Source organism: Pseudomonas sp. 7-41 (assembly GCF_021233075.1).
GTDB classification, from domain to species: domain Bacteria; phylum Pseudomonadota; class Gammaproteobacteria; order Pseudomonadales; family Pseudomonadaceae; genus Aquipseudomonas; species Aquipseudomonas veronii.
On sequence record NZ_CP089551.1, the window covers coordinates 2,919,854 to 2,940,164 of the forward strand.

General features: G+C 64.0%; 7 protein-coding genes. 3 read left to right on the top strand and 4 right to left on the bottom strand.

Going from position 1 to position 20,311, the window contains the following annotated elements:
• The first annotated feature begins 3 nt into the window (after positions 1–3).
• On the top strand, positions 4–10,491 hold the full coding sequence (locus LQ249_RS13210) for a non-ribosomal peptide synthetase (RefSeq protein WP_232566527.1): 10,488 nt from the start codon (positions 4–6) through the stop codon (positions 10,489–10,491).
• Positions 10,492–10,656: 165 nt separating this feature from the next.
• On the opposite strand, the gene LQ249_RS13215 is transcribed toward LQ249_RS13210, so the two are convergent.
• Entirely contained in the window at positions 10,657–13,089 is a 2,433-nt protein-coding gene (locus tag LQ249_RS13215) for a TonB-dependent siderophore receptor (RefSeq protein WP_199918507.1), read from the bottom strand.
• A gap of 109 nt (positions 13,090–13,198) precedes the next feature.
• A complete protein-coding gene (locus LQ249_RS13220; RefSeq protein WP_046383743.1) occupies positions 13,199–14,851 on the bottom strand; it encodes a cyclic peptide export ABC transporter in 1,653 nt (550 codons plus the stop codon).
• Between the two features lie 199 nt (positions 14,852–15,050).
• On the opposite strand from LQ249_RS13220, the gene LQ249_RS13225 reads away from it, so the two are divergent.
• On the top strand, positions 15,051–15,878 hold the full coding sequence (locus tag LQ249_RS13225) for a N(5)-hydroxyornithine transformylase PvdF (RefSeq protein ID WP_046487061.1): 828 nt from the start codon (positions 15,051–15,053) through the stop codon (positions 15,876–15,878).
• 325 nt (positions 15,879–16,203) lie between these two features.
• Here LQ249_RS13225 and pvdO read toward each other — a convergent pair whose 3' ends face one another.
• Positions 16,204–17,070, bottom strand: coding sequence for a dihydropyoverdine dehydrogenase (gene pvdO, locus LQ249_RS13230; RefSeq protein ID WP_232566528.1), 867 nt, complete (start codon positions 17,068–17,070; stop codon positions 16,204–16,206).
• A gap of 76 nt (positions 17,071–17,146) precedes the next feature.
• Positions 17,147–18,511: a pyoverdine-tailoring dipeptidase-like protein PvdM gene (gene pvdM / locus LQ249_RS13235; RefSeq protein WP_046383740.1), complete on the bottom strand. Its 1,365-nt coding sequence runs from the start codon at positions 18,509–18,511 to the stop codon at positions 17,147–17,149.
• Between the two features lie 142 nt (positions 18,512–18,653).
• Between pvdM and pvdP the strand changes: the two genes are divergently transcribed.
• Positions 18,654–20,282: a pyoverdine maturation tyrosinase PvdP gene (gene pvdP, locus LQ249_RS13240; RefSeq protein ID WP_232566529.1), complete on the top strand. Its 1,629-nt coding sequence runs from the start codon at positions 18,654–18,656 to the stop codon at positions 20,280–20,282.
• Positions 20,283–20,311 lie beyond the last annotated feature (29 nt).

A 20,311-nucleotide genomic window follows, 5' to 3' on the forward strand; every position in this document is an offset into this window, starting at 1 on the left:
CCCATGCGTTCCAACCCTAATATCGATCTGGTTTCGCGCTTTCTTCGCCTGCCGCTGGAACAGCGCCAGCAGTTTTATCAGCGCCTGCAAAGCCGTGGCATGAGCTTCGCCCAACTGCCGATTGCTTCGATCCGCGAGGATGGCCAACGCCTGCCGCTGTCCTATGCCCAGGAGCGCCAGTGGTTCCTGTGGCAGTTGGACCCGGACAGCGCCACCTACCACATCCCCGGCGCATTGCGCTTGCAGGGGCGCCTGGACCTGGCGGCGTTGCAGCGCAGCTTCGACAGCCTGCTGGCGCGCCACGAAAGCCTGCGCACCCGGCTGATCCAGGACGGTGAGCAACTGTTGCAAACCATCGAGCCCGAGGCGCGTGTCGAGATCCGGCAGGAGGTTGTTCACGAGGCGCAACTGATGGCGCGGGTCGAAGCCGAGGTCGCCCGCCCGTTCGATCTGCAACAAGGGCCGCTGTTGCGCGTGACCCTGTTGCAACTGGCGGAAGATGAGCATGTGCTGGTGATGGTGCAGCACCACATCGTTTCCGATGGCTGGTCGATGCAAGTGATGGTCCAGGAACTGGTGCAGTTGTATGCCGCCTACAGTCAGGGCCAGGACCTTAGCCTGCCGGGCCTGCCGATCCAGTACGCCGACTACGCGCTGTGGCAACGCAACTGGATGGAGGCCGGGGAGAGGGCCCGCCAGTTGGCGTACTGGCAGGACCTGCTGGGCGGTGAGCAACCCGTGCTGGAATTGCCCCTCGATCACCCGCGCCCCGCGCAGCAAAGCCATCGCGGCGCGAGCCTGCAGGTGCAGCTGCCGGCGGACCTGGTGGCGGGCCTCAAGCGCCTCGCGCAGCAAGAAGGCGTGACGCCGTTCATGCTCCTGCTGGCGTCGTTCCAGACCCTGCTGTTTCGCTACAGCGGCCAAGCGGATATTCGCATCGGCGTACCGAATGCCAACCGCAACCGCGTCGAAACCGAGCGGCTGATTGGCTTTTTCGTCAACACCCAGGTGCTCAAGGCCGATCTCGACGGGCAGATGACGTTTGCCGAACTGTTGCAGCAGACCAAGCATCGTTCCCTGGAAGCCCAGGCGCACCAGGACCTGCCGTTCGAACAGTTGGTGGTGGCGTTGCAGCCCGAACGCAGCCTGAGCCACAACCCGTTGTTCCAGGTGATGTTCAACCACCAGACCGACACCCAGGCCAGCGGTGACGGCCAGCACCTGCCCGGCCTGCGCGTGACGGAACTGGACTGGGACAACCAGACCACCCATTTCGACCTGAGCCTGGACACCCATGAATCCGCTGAAGGCCTGTGGGCCGCGCTGACCTACGCCACCGACCTGTTCGAGGCGGCGACCATCGAGCGCTTTGCGCAACATTGGCAAAACCTGCTCCAGGCGCTGGTGAGTGCGCCGCGCAGCCGTCTTAGCGCGCTGCCGATGCTCGACCGTGCGCAGCAGCAGACGATGCTCCAGGATTGGAACGCGCCGGCCAGCGTCGCCGTCGCACAAGCCGTACACCACCGGTTCGAGGCCCAGGCCCGCCAGCATCCTGAACGCCAGGCGCTGGCCCTGGATGACCAGACGCTCAGCTATGGCGAACTGAACCGCCAGGCCAATCGTCTGGCGCACTACCTGATCGACCAGGGGATCGGCCCGGACGGCCTGGTCGGTATCGCCGTCGAGCGTTCCTTTGCCATGGTGGTCAGCCTGTTGGCGGTGCTCAAGGCGGGCGGTGCCTACGTGCCGCTTGACCCTGAGTATCCGCGCGAGCGCCTGGTGCATATGCTCGAGGACAGTGGCGTGCGCCTGGTGTTGACTCAGTCTCACCTGCGTGAGCGCCTGCCGTTGGCCGGGTCGTTGACCTGCCTGGATATCGACCTGGCCCACGCGACGTTGGCGCCGTATGCCGAACACGCCCCGGCGCTCGACGTCGAGCCGCAGAGCCTGGCCTACGTGATCTACACCTCGGGCTCCACCGGCAAACCCAAGGGCGTTGCCATCAGCCACGCGGCGCTGAGTGAGTTCGCCGACATCGCGGCCGACTACTCGCGCCTGGTCCCACAGGATCGGGTGCTGCAGTTCGCCACCTTGAACTTCGACGGCTTCGTCGAGCAGCTGTACCCGGCGCTGACCCTGGGCGCCACCGTGGTGTTGCGCGGCCCGCAGTTGTGGGACGGCGCCGACCTGTACCGGCAGATCATCGATCATGGCATCACCCTGGCCGACTTGCCGACGGCTTACTGGAAACTGTTCCTGCACGATTGCCTGGCGGCGGGCCCACGGTCTTACGGGGCCTTGCGCCAGGTGCATATCGGCGGCGAAGCCATGCCCCTGGACGGCCCGGCGATGTGGCGCCGGGCCGGGCTGGGGCATGTGCGGCTGCTCAACACCTACGGGCCCACCGAGGCCACGGTGGTGTCCAGCGTGCTCGATTGCAGCGCCGACGATGGGGCGGTCGGCGGCAGCGCCAGCCCGATTGGCCGCGCGTTGCCGGGGCGGGCGTTGTATGTGCTGGACGGCGACCTCAACCTGTTGCCGGTCGGCGCCGTGGGCGAACTCTACATCGCCAGTGCCAGCGGCTTGGCGCGTGCTTACCTGCAACGCCCGGGCCTGACCGCCGAGCGCTTTGTCGCCGACCCGTTCGGCCGCCTGGGCGAGCGTCTTTATCGCACCGGCGACGTGGCGCGTTATCGCGCCGACGGGGTGATCGAATACGTCGGCCGCGTCGATCACCAGGTGAAGATCCGTGGGTTCCGTATCGAGCTGGGTGAAATCGAGGCGCTGCTGCTGGCCCAGGATGACGTCCGTGAGGCTTTCGTGCTGGCCGCCGACAATCAGTTGGTGGCCTATCTGGTGGCGACGCAGCCATTGTCCGAGCCGGAGCAGGTGAGCGCCGCCGAACAGCTCAAGGCCACTTTGCGCGAGCAACTGCCCGATTACATGGTGCCGGCGCACCTGATCTTCCTCGAGCGCATGCCCTTGAACCCCAACGGCAAGCTCGACCGCCAGGCCCTGCCGACACCCGTCGGCGGCTCGGCACAGCAGGCATGGTTGGCACCGGTCACGCCGCTGCAGCAACAGATCGCGGCGATCTGGGCCGATATCCTTGGCGTCGAGCGTGTCGGCCTGGCCCATCATTTCTTTGAACTGGGCGGGCATTCCCTGCTGGCCATGCAAGTGGTCTCGCGCATTCGCCAGGCCCTGGACCTGGAAGTCCCGCTCAAGACGCTGTTCGAGCAGCCGCGTCTGGCAGGCTTTGTCGCTGCCTTGACGACCGCCGATCCCGCCGCCCCGAAAGCCCCGGCCCTGCTGCCGGCCGGGCGCGACCAGCCGTTGCCGCTGTCGTATGCCCAGGAGCGCCAGTGGTTTCTCTGGCAGTTGGAGCCGCACAGTGCGGCGTACCACATCCCCAGCGCGCTGCGCCTGAAAGGCCAGCTTGACCGCGCGGCGTTGCAGCGCAGTTTCGACGCCTTGCTGGCCCGTCATGAAAGCCTGCGCACCTCCCTGCGCCAGGAGCGCGAGCGCACGGTTCAAGTGATTGAACCGCAGGTGTCGTTGCCCATCGCGTGCGCCGATGTCGATGAAGCTGCGCTGAAGGCCCGGGTAGAAGCCGAGATCGCCCAGCCCTTCGACCTGCAACAAGGGCCGTTGCTGCGTGTCTGCCTGCTGCGCCTGGCCGCCGATGAGCATGTGCTGGTGCTGGTGCAGCATCACATCGTCTCCGATGGCTGGTCGATGCAACTGATGGTCGAGGAACTGGTGCAGCACTACGCCGCGTTCAGCCAGGGTCAGACCCTGGTATTGCCGGCGCTGCCGCTCCAGTACGCCGATTACGCCGTGTGGCAGCGCCGTTGGACGGAGGCGGGCGAGAAGGATCGCCAACTGAGCTACTGGCGCGACCGGCTCGGCGGTGAGCAGAGCGTGCTGGAGCTGCCGTTCGACCACCCGCGCCCGGCGGTGCAAAGCCACCGTGGCGCACGCCTGCCGATCGAACTGGCGCCCGCGCTCGCCCACGACCTCAAGGCCCTGGCCCAGCAACAGGGCGTGACCCTGTTCATGCTGTTGCTGGCTTCGTTCCAGACCTTGCTGCACCGCTACAGCGGCCAGGAAGACATCCGCGTCGGCGTGCCGATCGCCAACCGCAACCGCAGTGAAACCGAGCGCCTGATCGGCTTTTTCGTCAACACCCAGGTACTCAAGGCCGACATTCACGGGCAGATGAGCGTCGCGCAGGTGGTGCAGCAGACCCGGCAACGGGCGCTGGAGGCGCAGGCCCACCAGGACTTGCCGTTCGAACAATTGGTGGAGGCCTTGCAGCCCGAGCGCAGCCTGAGCCACAACCCGTTGTTCCAAGTGATGTTCAACCACCAGACCGACGTCGGCCAGGCCCAGGTCCAGCACCAATTGCCGACGCTGCGGGTAGAAGGACTGGAGTGGGAAAGCCGGACCGCGCATTTTGATCTGGACCTGGATATTCAAGAATCCACCGAAGGTATCTGGGCCACATTGGGGTATGCCCAGGACCTGTTCGAAGCCTCGACCGTGCAACGTATGGCGCGGCATTGGCAGAACCTGTTGCAGGCGATGGTCGCCGATCCGCAGCAGACCCTCGGCCAGTTGAACCTGTTGGATGAGGATGAACAGCGGCACATCCTGCAGTTGTGGAATCAATCCGACGCCGGCTTCCCGGCCCAGCGCCTGGTACATGAATTGGTCGCCGAGCGTGCGCGGGAAAACCCGCAGGCGATCGCGATCAAGTTCGACGCACAAACCCTGACCTACGGCGAGCTGGACCGCCAGGCCAACCAGTTGGCCCACGCGTTGATCGCCCGGGGTGTCGGCCCGGAAGTGCGTGTGGCGATTGCCATGCCGCGCAGTGCCGAGATCATGGTGGCGTTCCTTGCGGTGCTGAAAGCTGGCGGCGTGTATGTGCCGCTGGACGTCGAATACCCGCGTGATCGCCTGCTGTACATGATGCAGGACAGCCGCGCCAAGCTGCTGTTGACCCATACCGCCGTGCAGCGGCAACTGCCGATTGCCGAAGGCCTGGATACGCTCGCCATCGACCGCACCGAAACCTGGAGCGGCTTCAGCGACACTGCGCCGTCGGTTGATCTCGACGGCGACAACCTCGCCTACGTGATCTACACCTCCGGCTCCACCGGCATGCCCAAGGGCGTGGCGGTGGCCCATGGTCCGCTGGTGGCGCATATCATCGCCACCGGCGAACGCTACGAAACCGGCCCGGCCGATTGCGAATTGCACTTCATGTCCTTCGCTTTCGACGGCTCCCACGAAGGCTGGATGCACCCGCTGATCAACGGCGCCAGCGTGCTGATCCGCGATGACAGCCTGTGGCTGCCGGAATACACCTACGCGCAAATGCACCGTCACAACGTGACCATGGCCGTGTTCCCACCGGTGTACCTGCAACAGTTGGCCGAGCATGCCGAGCGCGACGGTAATCCGCCGAAGGTGCGCGTGTATTGCTTTGGCGGTGACGCGGTGGCGCAAGCGAGCTATGACCTGGCCTGGCGTGCGCTAAAGCCGACCTACCTGTTCAACGGCTACGGCCCGACCGAAACCGTGGTCACGCCGTTGCTGTGGAAGGCACGTCGCGGCGATCCGTGCGGCGCCGTGTATGCACCGATCGGCACGCTGTTGGGCAACCGCAGCGGCTACATCCTCGACGCCCAACTCAACCTGCAACCCATCGGCGTCGCTGGCGAGCTGTACCTGGGCGGCGAGGGCGTGGCGCGCGGTTATCTGGAACGCCCGGCACTCACCGCCGAACGCTTCGTCCCCGACCCGTTCGGCAAACCCGGCAGCCGCGTGTACCGCAGCGGCGACCTGACCCGTGGCCGCCCGGATGGCGTGGTGGATTACCTCGGTCGTGTCGACCACCAGGTGAAGATCCGCGGTTTCCGTATCGAACTGGGCGAGATCGAAGCGCGGCTGCGCGAGCAGGACAACGTCGGCGAAACCGTGGTGGTGGCTCAGGAAGGCCCGACCGGCAAGCAGTTGGTGGCCTATGTGGTGCCACTGGATCCGGTGCTGATGGACGATGCGGTGGCCCAGTCCACCTGCCGTGAAAACCTGCGCCGCGCCCTGAAAACCCGCCTGCCGGACTACATGGTGCCCTCGCACCTGATGTTCCTGGAGCGCATGCCGCTCACCCCCAATGGCAAGCTCGATCGCAAGGGCCTGCCGCGTCCTGATGTGAGCCAGATGCAGCAGGTGTATGTGGCGCCACAGAGCGAGCTGGAGCAGGACGTGGCGGCGATCTGGGGTGAAATCCTGGGCCTGGAACGGGTTGGCCTGGCCGACCACTTCTTTGAATCTGGGGGGCACTCGTTGCTGGCGATGCAGGTCATCTCCCGTCTGCGCCAGTTGCTGGGCCGGGAAGTTCCCCTCAGAACCCTGTTTGAACACCCGCGGTTGCAGGGTTTTGTCGAGACGCTGCAGCGTTCGGCAGCCGAGACGGACAGTGCGCCGGCGATTCTGCCCGTCAGTCGCCAGCAGCCGTTGGCATTGTCTTATGCCCAGGAGCGCCAGTGGTTCCTCTGGCAACTGGACCCCCAGAGCGCCGCGTACCACATCCCCAGCACCCTGCGCCTGCGTGGCTGGCTGGACCAGGCCGCGCTGCAACGCAGTTTCGAAACGCTGGTGGCGCGCCATGAAAGCCTGCGCACCCAGGTGTACCAGGACGCAGGCCGCGCTCTGCAAATGATCCGTGATGCGGGTGCCGTGGAGATCCTGCATGCCGACGCCGACGAAGCGGATGTGCAGCGCCTGGTGCAAGCCGAGATCGCGCGACCGTTTGACCTGCAACAAGGCCCGCTGCTGCGGGTGACCCTGCTGCGCCTGGCTGACGACGAACACGTGCTGGTGCTGGTGCAGCATCACATCGTCTCCGATGGCTGGTCGATGCAGGTGATGGTCGACGAGCTGGTGCAACTGTACGCGGCCTACAGTCAAGGCCAGGAGCTGCAATTGCCGGCGCTGCCGATTCAATACGCCGACTATGCCCAGTGGCAGCGCGACTGGATGGCGGGCGGGGAGCGCGAGCGTCAATTGGCTTACTGGCAAACGCTGCTGGGCGGTGAACAGCCAGTGCTGGAACTGCCCGCCGAGCGGCCGCGACCTTCGGTGCAGAGCTATCGCGGGGCGAGCCTGGATGTCGTCCTGGACCCGGCGCTGGTGAAGGGGCTCAAGGCCCTGGCGCAGCGTGAGGGGGTCACGTTGTTCATGGTACTGCTGGCGTCGTTCCAGACCCTGTTGCACCGTTACAGCGGCCAGCAGGATATTCGCGTCGGTGTGCCGATCGCCAACCGCAGCCGGGTCGAAACCGAGCGGCTGGTGGGGTTCTTCGTCAATACCCAGGTGCTCAAGGCCGATATCGATGCTCAACTGACCGTCACCCAATTGTTGCAGCAGGCCAAGCGGCGGGCCCTGGATGCCCAGAGCCATCAGGACCTGCCCTTCGAGCAATTGGTCGAGGCGCTGCAACCCGAGCGCAGCCTGAGCCATAACCCGTTGTTCCAGGTGTTGTTCAATCACCAGAGCGAAGCGCGCCTGGCCAACAGCGGCCAGCAGCTTGCCGACCTGAGGGTTGAAGGGCTGGAGTGGGGCACGCAGACCGCGCAGTTCGACTTGAGCCTGGACACCCAGGAGACCGCCGAAGGGCTGTGGGCGACCCTGACTTACGCCACTGATCTGTTCGACGCCGCGACACCCAAGCGCATGGCCCGCCATTGGCAGAACCTGTTGCAGGGCATGCTCGGCGATCCGAATCAGCGGGTCACCCAGTTGCCGATGCTGGAGCGTCTGGAGCAGCAGGTGATGGTCGAGCAGTGGAACGACACGGCGCAGGATTACCCGTTGCAGCAGAGCGTGCAGCAGTTGATCGAAGCGCAAGCCGAACGCACGCCGGATGCCCAGGCATTGCTGTTTGATTGCGAAGTGCTCACTTACGCCCAACTGAATGCTCGTGCCAACCGCCTGGCGCACCGCCTGATACAGGCCGGTGTCGGGCCAGACCTGCTGGTGGGCGTGGCGATGGAGCGTTCGGTGGAGATGGTGGTGGCGCTTCTGGCCGTGCTCAAGGCTGGCGGCGCCTATGTGCCGCTGGACCCGGAATACCCGCGCGAGCGCCTGGCCTACATGCTGCAGGACAGTGGGGTGCAACTGCTGTTGACGCAGGCGCATCTGGTAGCGTCGTTGCCCATCGGTGACTGCGTACAGTGCCTGGTGGTGGAGCAGGGTGACAGCTGGCTGGCAGGGTTTGCCACCTTCAATCCCGAGGTCGCCGTCGAGGCCGAAAACCTCGCTTATGTCATCTACACCTCCGGTTCCACCGGGCAGCCGAAGGGCGCCGGTAACCGCCACTGTGCATTGACCAACCGATTGCTGTGGATGCAGCAAGCGTATGCACTGGATGCCAGTGATACGGTGCTGCAAAAGACGCCGTTCAGTTTTGACGTGTCGGTCTGGGAGTTCTTCTGGCCGTTGATGAGCGGCGCACGGTTGGTCATGGCGGCTCCGGGTGATCATCGGGAGCCGTCGCGCCTGGTGACGTTGATCAATCGACACCAGGTCACCACTTTGCACTTCGTGCCCTCGATGTTGCAGGCGTTCCTCCAGGACTCGCAGGCCGGCAGTTGCCAGGGCCTGCAACGCATCATTTGCAGCGGCGAAGCCCTGCCGGTGGACGCCCAGCAACAGGTGTTCGCCAAACTGCCCAAGGCCGGGCTGTTCAACCTGTACGGCCCGACCGAGGCGGCCATCGATGTGACCCATTGGACGTGTGTCGATGAAAACCGCGACAGCGTGCCGATTGGCCAGCCGATCGCCAACCTGCGCACCCATGTGCTGGATGCGCAGTTGCAGCCGGTTGCCGCGGGTGTTGCCGGTGAGTTGTACCTGGGCGGGGTCGGGCTGGCGCGCAGTTACCATCGCCGTTCCGGCCTGACCGCCGAGCGCTTTGTGCCGTGCCCGTTCCAGCCTGGCGCGCGGTTGTATCGTACCGGGGACCGGGTCCGTCAGCGCATGGATGGCGTGATTGAATACCTGGGACGCCTGGATCATCAGGTCAAGTTGCGTGGTTTGCGGATCGAGCTGGGCGAAATCGAGGCGCGCCTGCTGGAGCATCCGCAGGTGCGTGAAGCATCGGTGCAAGTGCAGGATGGCAAGCATCTGGTGGGCTACCTGGTGTTGCACGACCCGGCCGCCGCCTGGCGTGATGCCCTGAGTCATCACTTGCTGGCGCATTTGCCCGACTACATGGTGCCTGCGCAATGGGTCGTGCTGGACCGCATGCCCTTGAGCCCCAACGGCAAGTTAGACCGCAAGGCCCTGCCGGCACCGGACGCCAGCGTGCATCAGCGGCACTTCGTTGCGCCGAGCAACCCGCTGGAGCACACCGTTGTGCTCGCCTGGCGCGAGGTCCTGGGCCTTGAACAGGTGGGGGTGGAGGACAACTTCTTCGAGCTGGGCGGGCACTCGTTGCTGGTGTTGATGCTCAAGGAGCGTATCCGCAAGGCTACCGGCGTGGAGCTTTCGGTGAGTCAGCTGATGCTCAACCCGACGGTTGCGGGGCAGGTCGCCTGTGTCAATGGTCAGGCCGGCAACTCGTTGATCGTCAGGTTGAACAGCCAGACCCGTGGCACACCGTTGTACCTGTTTCACCCCAGTTATGGTTCGGTGCATTGCTACAAGGCCATTGCCCTGGCGTTGCGCGAGCAGCGGCCGGTAATGGGCGTGATCTGCCGGGCGTTGGCCGAGGAGGGCAGTGAAGTGCCGGCCTGGCACGAGATGGTCGAGGACTACACCGCACAATTGTTGACGGCGCAGCCGGAGGGGGTCTTCCGTCTGGCGGGCTGGTCCCTGGGCGGCAACCTGGCGATGGAAGTTGCCCATGGCCTGGAGCAGGCTGGGCGGGAAGTGGAATGCGTGGGCTGGATCGACGCATCGCCACCCCAGTGGGTCAAGCCTTTCTGGGACACGGCGGTGATGGTCGATGAGCGCGAAATATCCGCCAATGACCGGCGCGTGGAATTGTTAGGCGCGATGTTCCCTGAGTTCACGGCGCAGATCCATGCCAAGTGGTCGGGCCAGCAGGCCACGGTTGACGGCGACGATGAGCAATGGGCCGGGTTCAACCAGTGGGCCGGGGATGTGCTGGGTGAGCGCTTCCATGAACTCAAGGAAGAGTTGCTCAGCGGCCATGAGGCGCAAATCTCGTGGGAGGTCGACCGCATGCTGGGGCAGCGCCTGCATGATGCCGATTTCAAGGCGATCAAGGCGCCGATCAGTTGCTGGTGGGCGACCTTGAGCCGCACGGGTGTGCATCATCGGTTGATTGAGGCGAGCATGCTGGAGGTCGCCGGCCAGTCCCGGATTGAACGTTCGGTGCTGATCGAGACCAGTCACGATCGGTTGATCGACAACGCGGCGTTCGTGCGCAGCTTCGCCGACGCGATGGCGTAACACCGGGCCTGAACGAACAAGCCCCCGGCCACTGATGGTGACCGGGGGCTTTTTCGTGGGGTGGGGTTCAACGACCGGCCTCTGCAAAAACGCCCCGGGCAAATGAATGCACGGGGCGTTAGGGTTGGAGCCCTCAGTAGCCGCCAGGGCGGCTACGAGCAGGCCTTAGAAGTCCCAGCGGGTGCTGAGCATGAAGTTGCGTGGCTCGCCGTAGGCGGCAGAGTTATAGAAGCCGATGTTGGTGTAGTAGGTCTTATCGAAGATGTTGTTGACGTTCAACGTTGCCGACACGTTCTTGGTGAACTGGTAGCGGGTCATCAGGTCCACCAGCCAGTAGGATTCCTGGGAAAACTCCTCGTAGCCGCCTTTCGGGCTGTTGTAGATGTCCTGCCAGCCAACACTCTGCCAGCGAGCGCCGCCGCCGACGGTCAGCTTGTCGAGGTTGCCCTTGAACTTGTACGAGGTGTAGACGCTGACCTGATCTTCCGGCTCGAAGGTCGAGATCTTGATGTCGTTGTCGTCGCGCACAACCTTGTGGGTATAGCCACCCTGGAGCTGCCAGCCTGGTGCCAGTTCGCCCGACATTTCGACTTCGTAACCCTTGGTCACGGCCTTGGTGCCCTTGAACGCGTAGTTCGACGGTGTCGGCGTGCGGTTGTTGTATTCGTCGTCGGACACGGAACGGTTGGTTTCGTGGATCTCGAAGTAGGCGGCGCTGGCGTTTACACGACCGTCCAGGAAGTCTGCCTTGACGCCCAGTTCCCAGTTCTGGCCTTCATCCGGCTCGACCAGCTTGTTGTTGCGGTCGCGGTTGTAGCTTTCCTGCGGCATGAAGATATCGGTGTAGCTGGCGTAGACCGAGTACGTGTCGTTCAGGTCGTAGACCACACCGGCATACGGCACGAACCGTCCGGTTTCCTTGTAGGTCGGGTTGTTGCCGGTGACGGTGTAGTCGACCACGCGGCCGCCGAGCAGCAGCTTGAGGTCGTCGGCGAGGTTCAGGCGGGTGGTCATGTACGCGCCGGTCTGGCGCACGGTGTCGTCGATCTTCGACTGCGGTGTGCCCCAATCCGGTTCGGTCGCGTTGCCGTGCCAGTTGTAGAAGTTCACCAGGTTGGGGGCGAGGTTCCAGTAGCCATTGCCGTTCCACTCGGAAGAACTGATGGAGCCGCCGAGGACCAACTCATGCTCGCGGCCACCCAGGCTGAACGGGCCGCTCACATATAGGTCGGCGGAGTCGCTGACGGTTTCGCCGGTGTACTTGCCCGATGTCAGCTGCGAAGTGCCGTCCAGGTTGGGAGTGCTGCCCTGGATCGAGCCCATCTTCGCGTGGTAGCCGTTGATCTTGTGGTCCAGTTGCAGCTTGGTGACCCAGCCATCGCCGAGGTCGTGCTCGACTATGGCGAATAGGGTGCGGGTGTACTGCTCCCAGCTGCTCCAGTCGGCGGCGTTGTTGAACGAGCGCTTCACGTTGTTGCGATTACCCTGGGCGTCGATCAGCGGGAAGCTGCCGGACCAGGACGAGCCTTTTGGCAGGCTGTCCTGGTAGTCGCCACCTACGGTCAGCATGGTGTCCGGGGACAGGTCGAATTCCATGATGCCGTAGTAGACCGGGCTTTGGCGCTCATAGCGGTCCATGAAGGAATGCTTGTCCTGGTAAGCCGCCACCGCCCGACCCCGGACATTCCCGGTTTCGGTCAGCGGGCCGCTCACATCCAGTTCGCTGCGGTAGTTGTCCCAGGAGCCGGCGCCCACGCTGGCGTGGCCCTGGAACTCTGCGGTGGGCTTTTTGCGCACAAGGTTGATGGTCGCACCCAGGGAGCCTGCGCCAGTGAGCAGGCCGGTGGCGCCCTTGAGTACTTCGACCCGGTCATAGATCGCCATGTCGCTCAGGGTGTTACCCGCCGAATAGGCCACGTTGCGCGCAGTGGACGGAATGCCGTCGTACTGGAAGTTGTTGATGGAGAAACCACGGGCGTAGTAGTTGCTGCGCTCGGTATCGAAGGCCGAGACGGTGATGCCCGGCGTGTGGCGCATCACGTCGTCAACGTTGTTCAGGCCGAAGTCGTCCATGTGCTGGCGGGTGATGACGGTCACCGACTGCGGCGTCTCCTTGGGCGTCAGCACCAGGCGGGTCGAGGTGGCGATGTAGCCTGGGGTATAGGAACCGGTGTTTTCGGTCACGTTGCCCAGTTGGTTGGCGGTCACCTGGGTCGGGCTCAGTTCCAGCCCGGCGGAGGTACCGGCGGCGGTGACGGTCAGCGAATTGCCGTTGAGGCTGTGGGTGGTCGACGTTCCTGACAGCAGGGTATTGATCGCCTGTTGCGGGTCCAGTTTGCCTTTGACGGCGGTGCTGTTCTTGCCTTGCACGTCGGTCGGGCTGTAGAGCACCTGCATGTTGGCCTGATGACCGAAGGCCTGCAGCGCGCTCCCCAGCGGCTGCGCGGGAATGTCCAACTCGATCTCTTGTGCCTGCACATAGCCGGCCACCGGCAGTGATATGGCCAGGGCCAGGGCGTTCGGCAGGAGGTTGACGTTCAGGGCCCGACGCATGGATAGCGCTTTGCTCAGTGGGCTGAGACCGAGTCGTGCTGGCATGGGTGTTTTCTCTTCTATGTTTTAAGTGGGCAATTATAGGTGTTTATTGAGTCTGGTTATCATTACCACTAGTGAGACGTTCCTATCCCGGGAAACCGGAAAAGAAAATTCACGCCGGCGTCAGTTCGTGCACGACCTGGCCGGCGCGCAGGCGCACCAATTGGTCGGCGATATCGAAATAGCGGTCGTCGTGACTGATCACGATGATGGTCTTGCCCAGGCGCTTGAGGTCCGGCAGCAACTCGGTATAGAAGATCCGGCGGAAGGCCGGGTCCTGGTCGGCGGCCCACTCGTCGAACACCAGCACCGGGCGTTCTTCCAGCCAGGCGTTGACCAGCGCCAGGCGCTTGCGTTGGCCGGTGGACAGATCGGTGGTGCTGAACACGCCATCCTTGACGCTGACCTTGTGGGCGATCTCCAGGCGTTCCAGGTATTTTGTCGCGCTGTCGAGTGACTGGGCGGCGCTGCCCTGGACCAGGTCATCGAACAGGTAGTAATCGGCAAACACCGTGGTGAACAGCTGGCGATAGTCGTCGCGCTCGGGGTCGCTCACGGCGTTGCCATTGAGCAGGATTTCCCCGGCCTGCGGCGGGTACAGCCCCAGCAGCAGCTTGATCAGGGTGGTCTTGCCGCTGCCGTTTTCGCCGACGATGAACACGATATCGCCCTGGGCGATGTTCAGGTCGATCGGCCCCAGGTGGAACGGTTCGCTGCCTGCCACTGCTGGCGGGCTGTAGCGCACACCGCGTAATTCCAGGCTGTTGACCACCGGTTGCGGGGCTTCGCTGTCATCCATCAGCAGGTGCGGTTCCGGCGAGGAGAAGCGCTGTGACAGCTCACTGATACGACCAAATGCAATCTTCGCCTTGCCCACCACCGGCAGGTAGCCGAGCAGGTGTTCCAGCGGGCCTTTCATGTACAGCAGCACCAGGACGAAACCGGTGATCACGCTAGGGTCGGGGTTGGGGTTATAGGCCTGCATCGCCAGGGCCAGGCCGATCACCACGAAGAACAACATCGAGCCAAAGGTCTTGGCAAGGATGTAGATGTTCACGGAACGCACCTGGATGTCGGCGATGCGGTCGGCGGTTTCCTGAATGCGCTGGGTGTTCATGCGAAAGCGCCGGGGCCGGTGCATGCGCAGTTCCTTGGCGCCGGAGGCAATGGCGTTGTAGTAACGCTGCAGCTCATCCTCGTGGCTGCGCGCCAGGTCGAAGCCCTGGATGCCTTTGCCGCCGGCGATGAACTGCACGGCACTGCCGATCACGATGGCGACCACCATCATCAGGAACATCGGTACCGACAGGTAGGCCAGGTAGCCCAGGCAACCCAGGGTCACTGTGGCCGCAATGGCCAGCGGTGTGAACGCGAAGGAGAAATCGCTGATGGTGTCGACGTCGTGGGTCAGTACCGGGATCAGCCGGTGGGAGCGATAACCCTCGATCTGCCCGATCGGCGCCGACAGCACCTTTTCGCCGAGGTCCTTGCGCAGGGCGGCAATGATCCGTTGGCCGACGTAATTGGTGCCGATATCGGAAATGATCGAACTGACCAGCGCCAGCACACACAGCGCAGCAAACGTCAGAATCACCCCCTGGGTCATCCCCGCGGAGGAGTGCAGCGCATTATTGATAGTCGCCAGCAGCAGCGTGATGGCCAGGCCACCGGCCATGCCCAGGGCGACGGAGACGCTCACGATGGCGCGAAAGGGCCTGAGCAATGCGAGCAAACCGCTGAAGGCGCCGCGCTTGGGGTCGGTCATAGGTACTTCCCGGAAAGTGAATGGAGGGGGCTGGGCACACAGACCCTTACCCATGACAAACGAAGCGTCGGCGCGAGTATTTAGCGCGGCGTGCCCGGCGGTGGCGGTGGCGGATAAATTGCCCGCTGCCTGGTTCGTTCTTGTTGGGTAGGCGCACGCGTAGGGTCGCGTGCCGGATCTATCCAGTGAGAGCGAACCAATGACGAAAAAGAACCTGGTGTATGTGTGGTCCCTGAGAAATGCCGCCGCCGACAAGGCCGGGCAGCCAGTGGCCTATAAGGACCACGAGCGCTACATGAAGTCGGTGCTGGAGTTTCTGGTGGGCTCGCTCAACGATACGTCGCTGGGCGAGGCCTATAACCTGGTGGGCGTGGTGTATGACGACGACGAGCAAAACCCGCGTGACCGGCAATTGGTCGCCGACTATGGCTTTGCCTATGCGCCGGGCCGCCAGTGGCTGTACCCGGCGGACCTGCGGGTGCAGGGGTGTCTGGTCAACGATTTGCTGCTGAGCGTGCCGTCCACCTACCGCCGCCTGCCGCGTGGCAGCGCGCAACACATCGCCGGCAAGCAGGACTTCGAACGCCGCCTGCACGACACGCTGGTGGAGCTGAAGGCCGATATCGTGGTGCTGGACGGCCTGTTGGTGATCCTCGATGAGCTGGTGCGCCCGGGTGCGCCATTTGCGCGGCGGATCATGAACATTCACCCGGGCATTACCCGTATCGAATCGCCCTACGAGCGCCGGGGCGCCTACGCCACCTGGAACGCCTTGTACGGTGCCCGTGGCCAGGCGGTGGTGGATTGGACGACCAAGGAGACGCAGCCGTGCGAGCCGCTGTACCTGACCGGTGCCTCGTTCCACTACGTGGACAACGGCATCGACTCCGGAGAAGTGTTCCACGACGTGCTCAAGACCGAGATTTCCCCGGACGACACCATCCTCGAATTGCGCTGGAACAACTTCAACAACAGCCTGTTTCCGGCGTTGCATGAAGGTTTGGAACGGTTGGCTCAGCAGGGCTGACGCACGCCCCCTGTAGGAGCGGGCTTGCCCGCGAAAATCGCCAACGATAACGCGTTTATCCTGGATAAACGCGGCGTACTCGGGGGCTTCGCGAGCAAGCTCGCTCCTACAGTGGGTGCAGTGGGTGCAGCGGGTGCAGTGGGTGCAGTAGGTGCGGTGGGTGCTGCGGGTGCAGCGGGTGCAGCGGGTGCAGCGGGTGCAGCGGGTGCAGCGGGTGCAGTAGGTGCAGTGGGTGCAGCGGGTGCAGCGGGTGCAGTAGGTGCAGTAGGTGCAGTAGGTGCGGTGGGTGCTGCGGGTGCAGTGGGTGCAGTGAGGGGATTTGTTGTTACAGGTCGCGCACTACCCGAAAGCCGATCCAGTCCCCGCGTGTCTGCGGGTAGATGTTGTTGCGATTGCCCGAGCGCGAGAACACTGGCGCTTCGCCCCAGTCATTGCCACGGATCTGGAAGCTCTCGCAGTTCGGTTCCGCCCAGGCGCTGCCGTCGGTCGGTGCGCCGATGTAGTTGGGGTGTTCGCAGTCGGCCACGCGCTCGTAGACGTTGCCGTGCATGTCGTACATGCCGAATGCGTTCGGCGGGTAGCTGCCGGCCGGCGAGGAAAAACTGTAGCCATCCGCCGGACCGTAGGTGTTGGCATGTTCGGCAATGCTGTAACCCTTGCCCTCGTCGAACGGAAACGGGAAGGGCCCGCTGGAGCCGGCGCGCGCGGCGTATTCGCGCTGGGCTTCGCTGACCATGTGGTACGGCTGCCCGGTCTTTTTCGACAGCCAGGCCACGTAGTGTTTGATGTCGTCCATGTCCATGCACACTGCCGGCTGACGCGGGCTCTGGGGGTAGCGCGGCTTGCTGGCGATGCATTCGCGGCCGGGGCGGGTGTCGCCGTCGGCGATCTTGACCCCGGTCTGGCGGATATAGCTGTCCCACTCGCCAGCGGTGATCTGGAAGCGGCTCATGGCGAACGGCTTGGCGAAGGTCACGGCATGCATCGGGCCTTCGTCCGGCTCGCGGCCGACCTCATCGTCGGGCGTGCCCATGGTGAAAGTGCCGGCGGGCAGCACCACCATTTCCGGGCAGTCCTTGCAGTCCTTGAATACTTTGCCGGGTTGCGGCGTGGCGGCCTCGGCCAGGTTGGGCAGCAGCGCTGCGCACAGGGCGGTGAGGGCCAAAGCGGTCAGGGGGGCGGATGGCGTCATGTGGGCCTCTCGTTCAAAGGGCAAAGGGCGTGCGTCGCCACCGCTGGCTCAGCACGGTCATGTTGTGCTCACGGGCTTACGTCGAGGGTGATGAGCGGTTGGCCAAGGGCTTGGCGGCTTTTTGTACCTGGTCCCACACCCGCAGAAAGTTGCCGCCCCACAGCTTGGCGATGTCGGCTTCGGAGTAGCCGCGCTGGATCAGCTCGGCGGTGACGTTGCGGATTTCGCCGACGTTGTTCCAGCCGTCGATACCGCCGCCGTCGTTGAAGTCCGACGCCAGGCCGACATGGTCGATGCCGATCTTGCGCACGGTGTAGTCGATGGCATCGCCCAGGTCCTTGAGGGTGGCCTTGGGTTCGTCATCGAGGATCGCGTACAGCGCGCTGGCGTACTCGCCGAACGTGTGCTCGGGCCAGGCGGCGATGATTGCGTCGCCCGGCATCAGGGCCACGGCCAGGTTGGGCAGGGGTGGCAGGTCGAAGCGGGCGCGCAGGCTGTTGAGCTTGTCCTGGGTCGGCTGGCTCAGCGGGCGAAGGTAGGCGGAGAAGGCCACGATCTGTACCACGCCGCCGCTGCGCTTGATCAGTTGCAGTTCCTTGTCGCTGAGGTTGCGCGGGATATCCACCGCCGCGCGTGGCGCCGAGTGGGAGGCCACCAGTGGCGTGCGGCTCAACTGCGCAACCTGTTCCAGGGCCTTGGTCGACATTTGCGACACATCGATGATCACCCCCAGGTCATTGAGGCGGTGTACCGCTTGCTGGCCGATGTCCGAGAGGCCGTCGAGAGCGTCGGTGGAGTCATTGAAAAATGGCAGTGGCCGCGACGAGTCGGACCAGGCGTTATTGCCGATATAGCTGAAGCCGAACATACGCATGCCGCGTGCTGTCCACAGGTCCAGTTGGTTCAGGTCGCTGCCCAGCGGGTAGGCGTTGAGCATGCTGATAAAGATTGCGAATTTGCCTTCGCCATGCAGGCGCCGGAAGTCATCCGGGGTGTAGGCGATGCCCACTTCGTTGGGGAAGTCGCGCAGCATGCCGGAGATGATTTTGTAGCGCACTTCCTGCTCGTGGCGGGCTTCCTCGACAAAGCCGTCGCTGGGCCTGTGGGGAGCATTGGCGCCGTTCCAGATTTCCGGCCAGCCGAAAACCGTCAGCGCCGCCCCGGACAATCGCCCGCGACGCGCCTTGGCCAGGTCGAACTGGCCGCTGCCGTCGTGGTCGGCCTCATTGCCGGCAGTGCCGAAATCCAGCGGCACGGTGATATGGCTGTCGAACGACAACAGGCGCTCCTGCAGGTCATTGGCCTGCTTGATCACCGCCAGCGGGTAGCCGGCATTGCCTCGGAACCAATGATCCCAGGCCAGGAAACCGGCCCCGGCGCCGATGGCCAATGCCAGTGGCAGGCCGATAAACAGCGCCTTTTTCGAACGTGGTTTTGTCATTGCCGTCTCAGTCAGTTGAGGCCTTTGCTATCTGGGAAGAACGAGCGATGAGCGCGGAAATTTAGGCCTCGGCGACGGCGCGGTAAATTTCCCGCGCGAGTAAACGTTCTAGCTCTGATAACGCCGTTTCCTAAGGTAGACAATGACGATCTCTCGACGTGGGTTCATCGCAGGCCTGGCGCTGACTGGCGCCGCCGTGCCGGCGGCCTTATATGCCCATCGCGAGTGGACGCGTGAAGAATTCCCCATCACCCCCGGCGAAGCCACGGTGGATCTTGCCGATACCGCCGGCCAGCACCTGGCGAACACGTTGCGCGGGGTGTGGAACCTGCGGCTTGAAGGCCGCGATGCCGGCCTCAAGGGTTTGCCCGCGCAGGGCCTGGCGTTGCTGCTCGATGTCGCGCCGCGTGGGCGTGGCCTGCGTGGTTATCTCGACACGGCCGAGCACCTGCGCGGCGATGGCGAACCCCGTTATCGCGTGTTGGGTGACTTGCTCGCGGGCGAGGGCACCGAGCTCTATTGGCGGCTGATCGACCGTGATGCAGCCGATGGCGCGCCGGCCTATGAATTCAGCATGACCGTCGATGAAGTCTGGGGCGTCTTCGGCAACGCCGGCAGCGGCACACTCAGCGGGCAGATCCTCGACCTCGACCGCCCCCTGGCGCTGACCGCGCCGGATAATCGCTTTGTTGCCCACAAACAGCCGTTTCCCGAAGCCCGCCAACGCATCGGTCTCAACCCTTCGCTGCTGGCCTGGCTGATTTCCCCCGAGCACCGCCTGTTCCACCAACTGTGGCACGCCACGCGCGACCAATGGCACAAGCTCTCCGAGGAAAAACGCGACGCCTTGCGTGGCATCGGCTGGCAGCCCGGCCCACGGGGCAAGGAGCGCGACGCACGGGGCAAGCTCAAGGATCGCAACGGCTCGGGCATCGACTTCTTCTTCATGCATCGGCATATGCTCGGCACCGCACGTTCGATGCAAGACTTGCCGTCGTGGTCCGCCTTCCCCGAACCACAACCGGCCCTGGAACGTGATCGCCTGGGCTTCCTGCGCTACTTCGACAACCATGACGGCTTTGCCCTGCCACCCACTTGGCTGGCGCCGGACGACGGCGACTACACCCAATGGGTCAGCGATATCAAAGCCGCCGAGACCTACCACAGCAACTTCCAGGTCTGGGAATCCCAATACCGCGACCCGCGATACCTGGCCAAATTGACCCTGGGCCAGCTCGGCTCCGAAATGGAACTGGGCCTGCATGACTGGCTGCACATGCGCTGGGCCTCGGTGCCCCGCGACCCCTCCAACGGCGCCCCCGTGCCCTTCGCCCGCGACCCGGCAGACTTTGCCGCGCGTTGGTATGCACCCGAAAACGACTTTCTTGGCGATCCGTTTTCCTCCCACGTCAACCCGGTGTTCTGGCACTTCCATGGCTGGATCGACGACCGCATCGAAGACTGGTTCCGCGCCCATGAGCGCTTCCATCCCGACCAGGTCAGCCGCCTGGAGGTCAACGGCGTGGCATGGTTCGCGCCGGGGCGGTGGGTTGAAGTCGGCGACCCGTGGCTGGGCCCGGATACCCATGGCTGCAGCACCACGCCAGGCTTGCAGAGGGGGCGTTCGATGGAGATGGACCCAGAGATCATGAAGCTCGCCCTGCGAATTACGTTTGCTGCGCAAGACGAAGCGCTGCAGGGTTTGTTCAAACGGGTGTCGAAGCGGCCATGGTATGCGCGGCATTTGAAGGTCAAGGCGCGCGAGGTGTAGGCGTTTTTTGCTGGAGTTCAATGTTTATG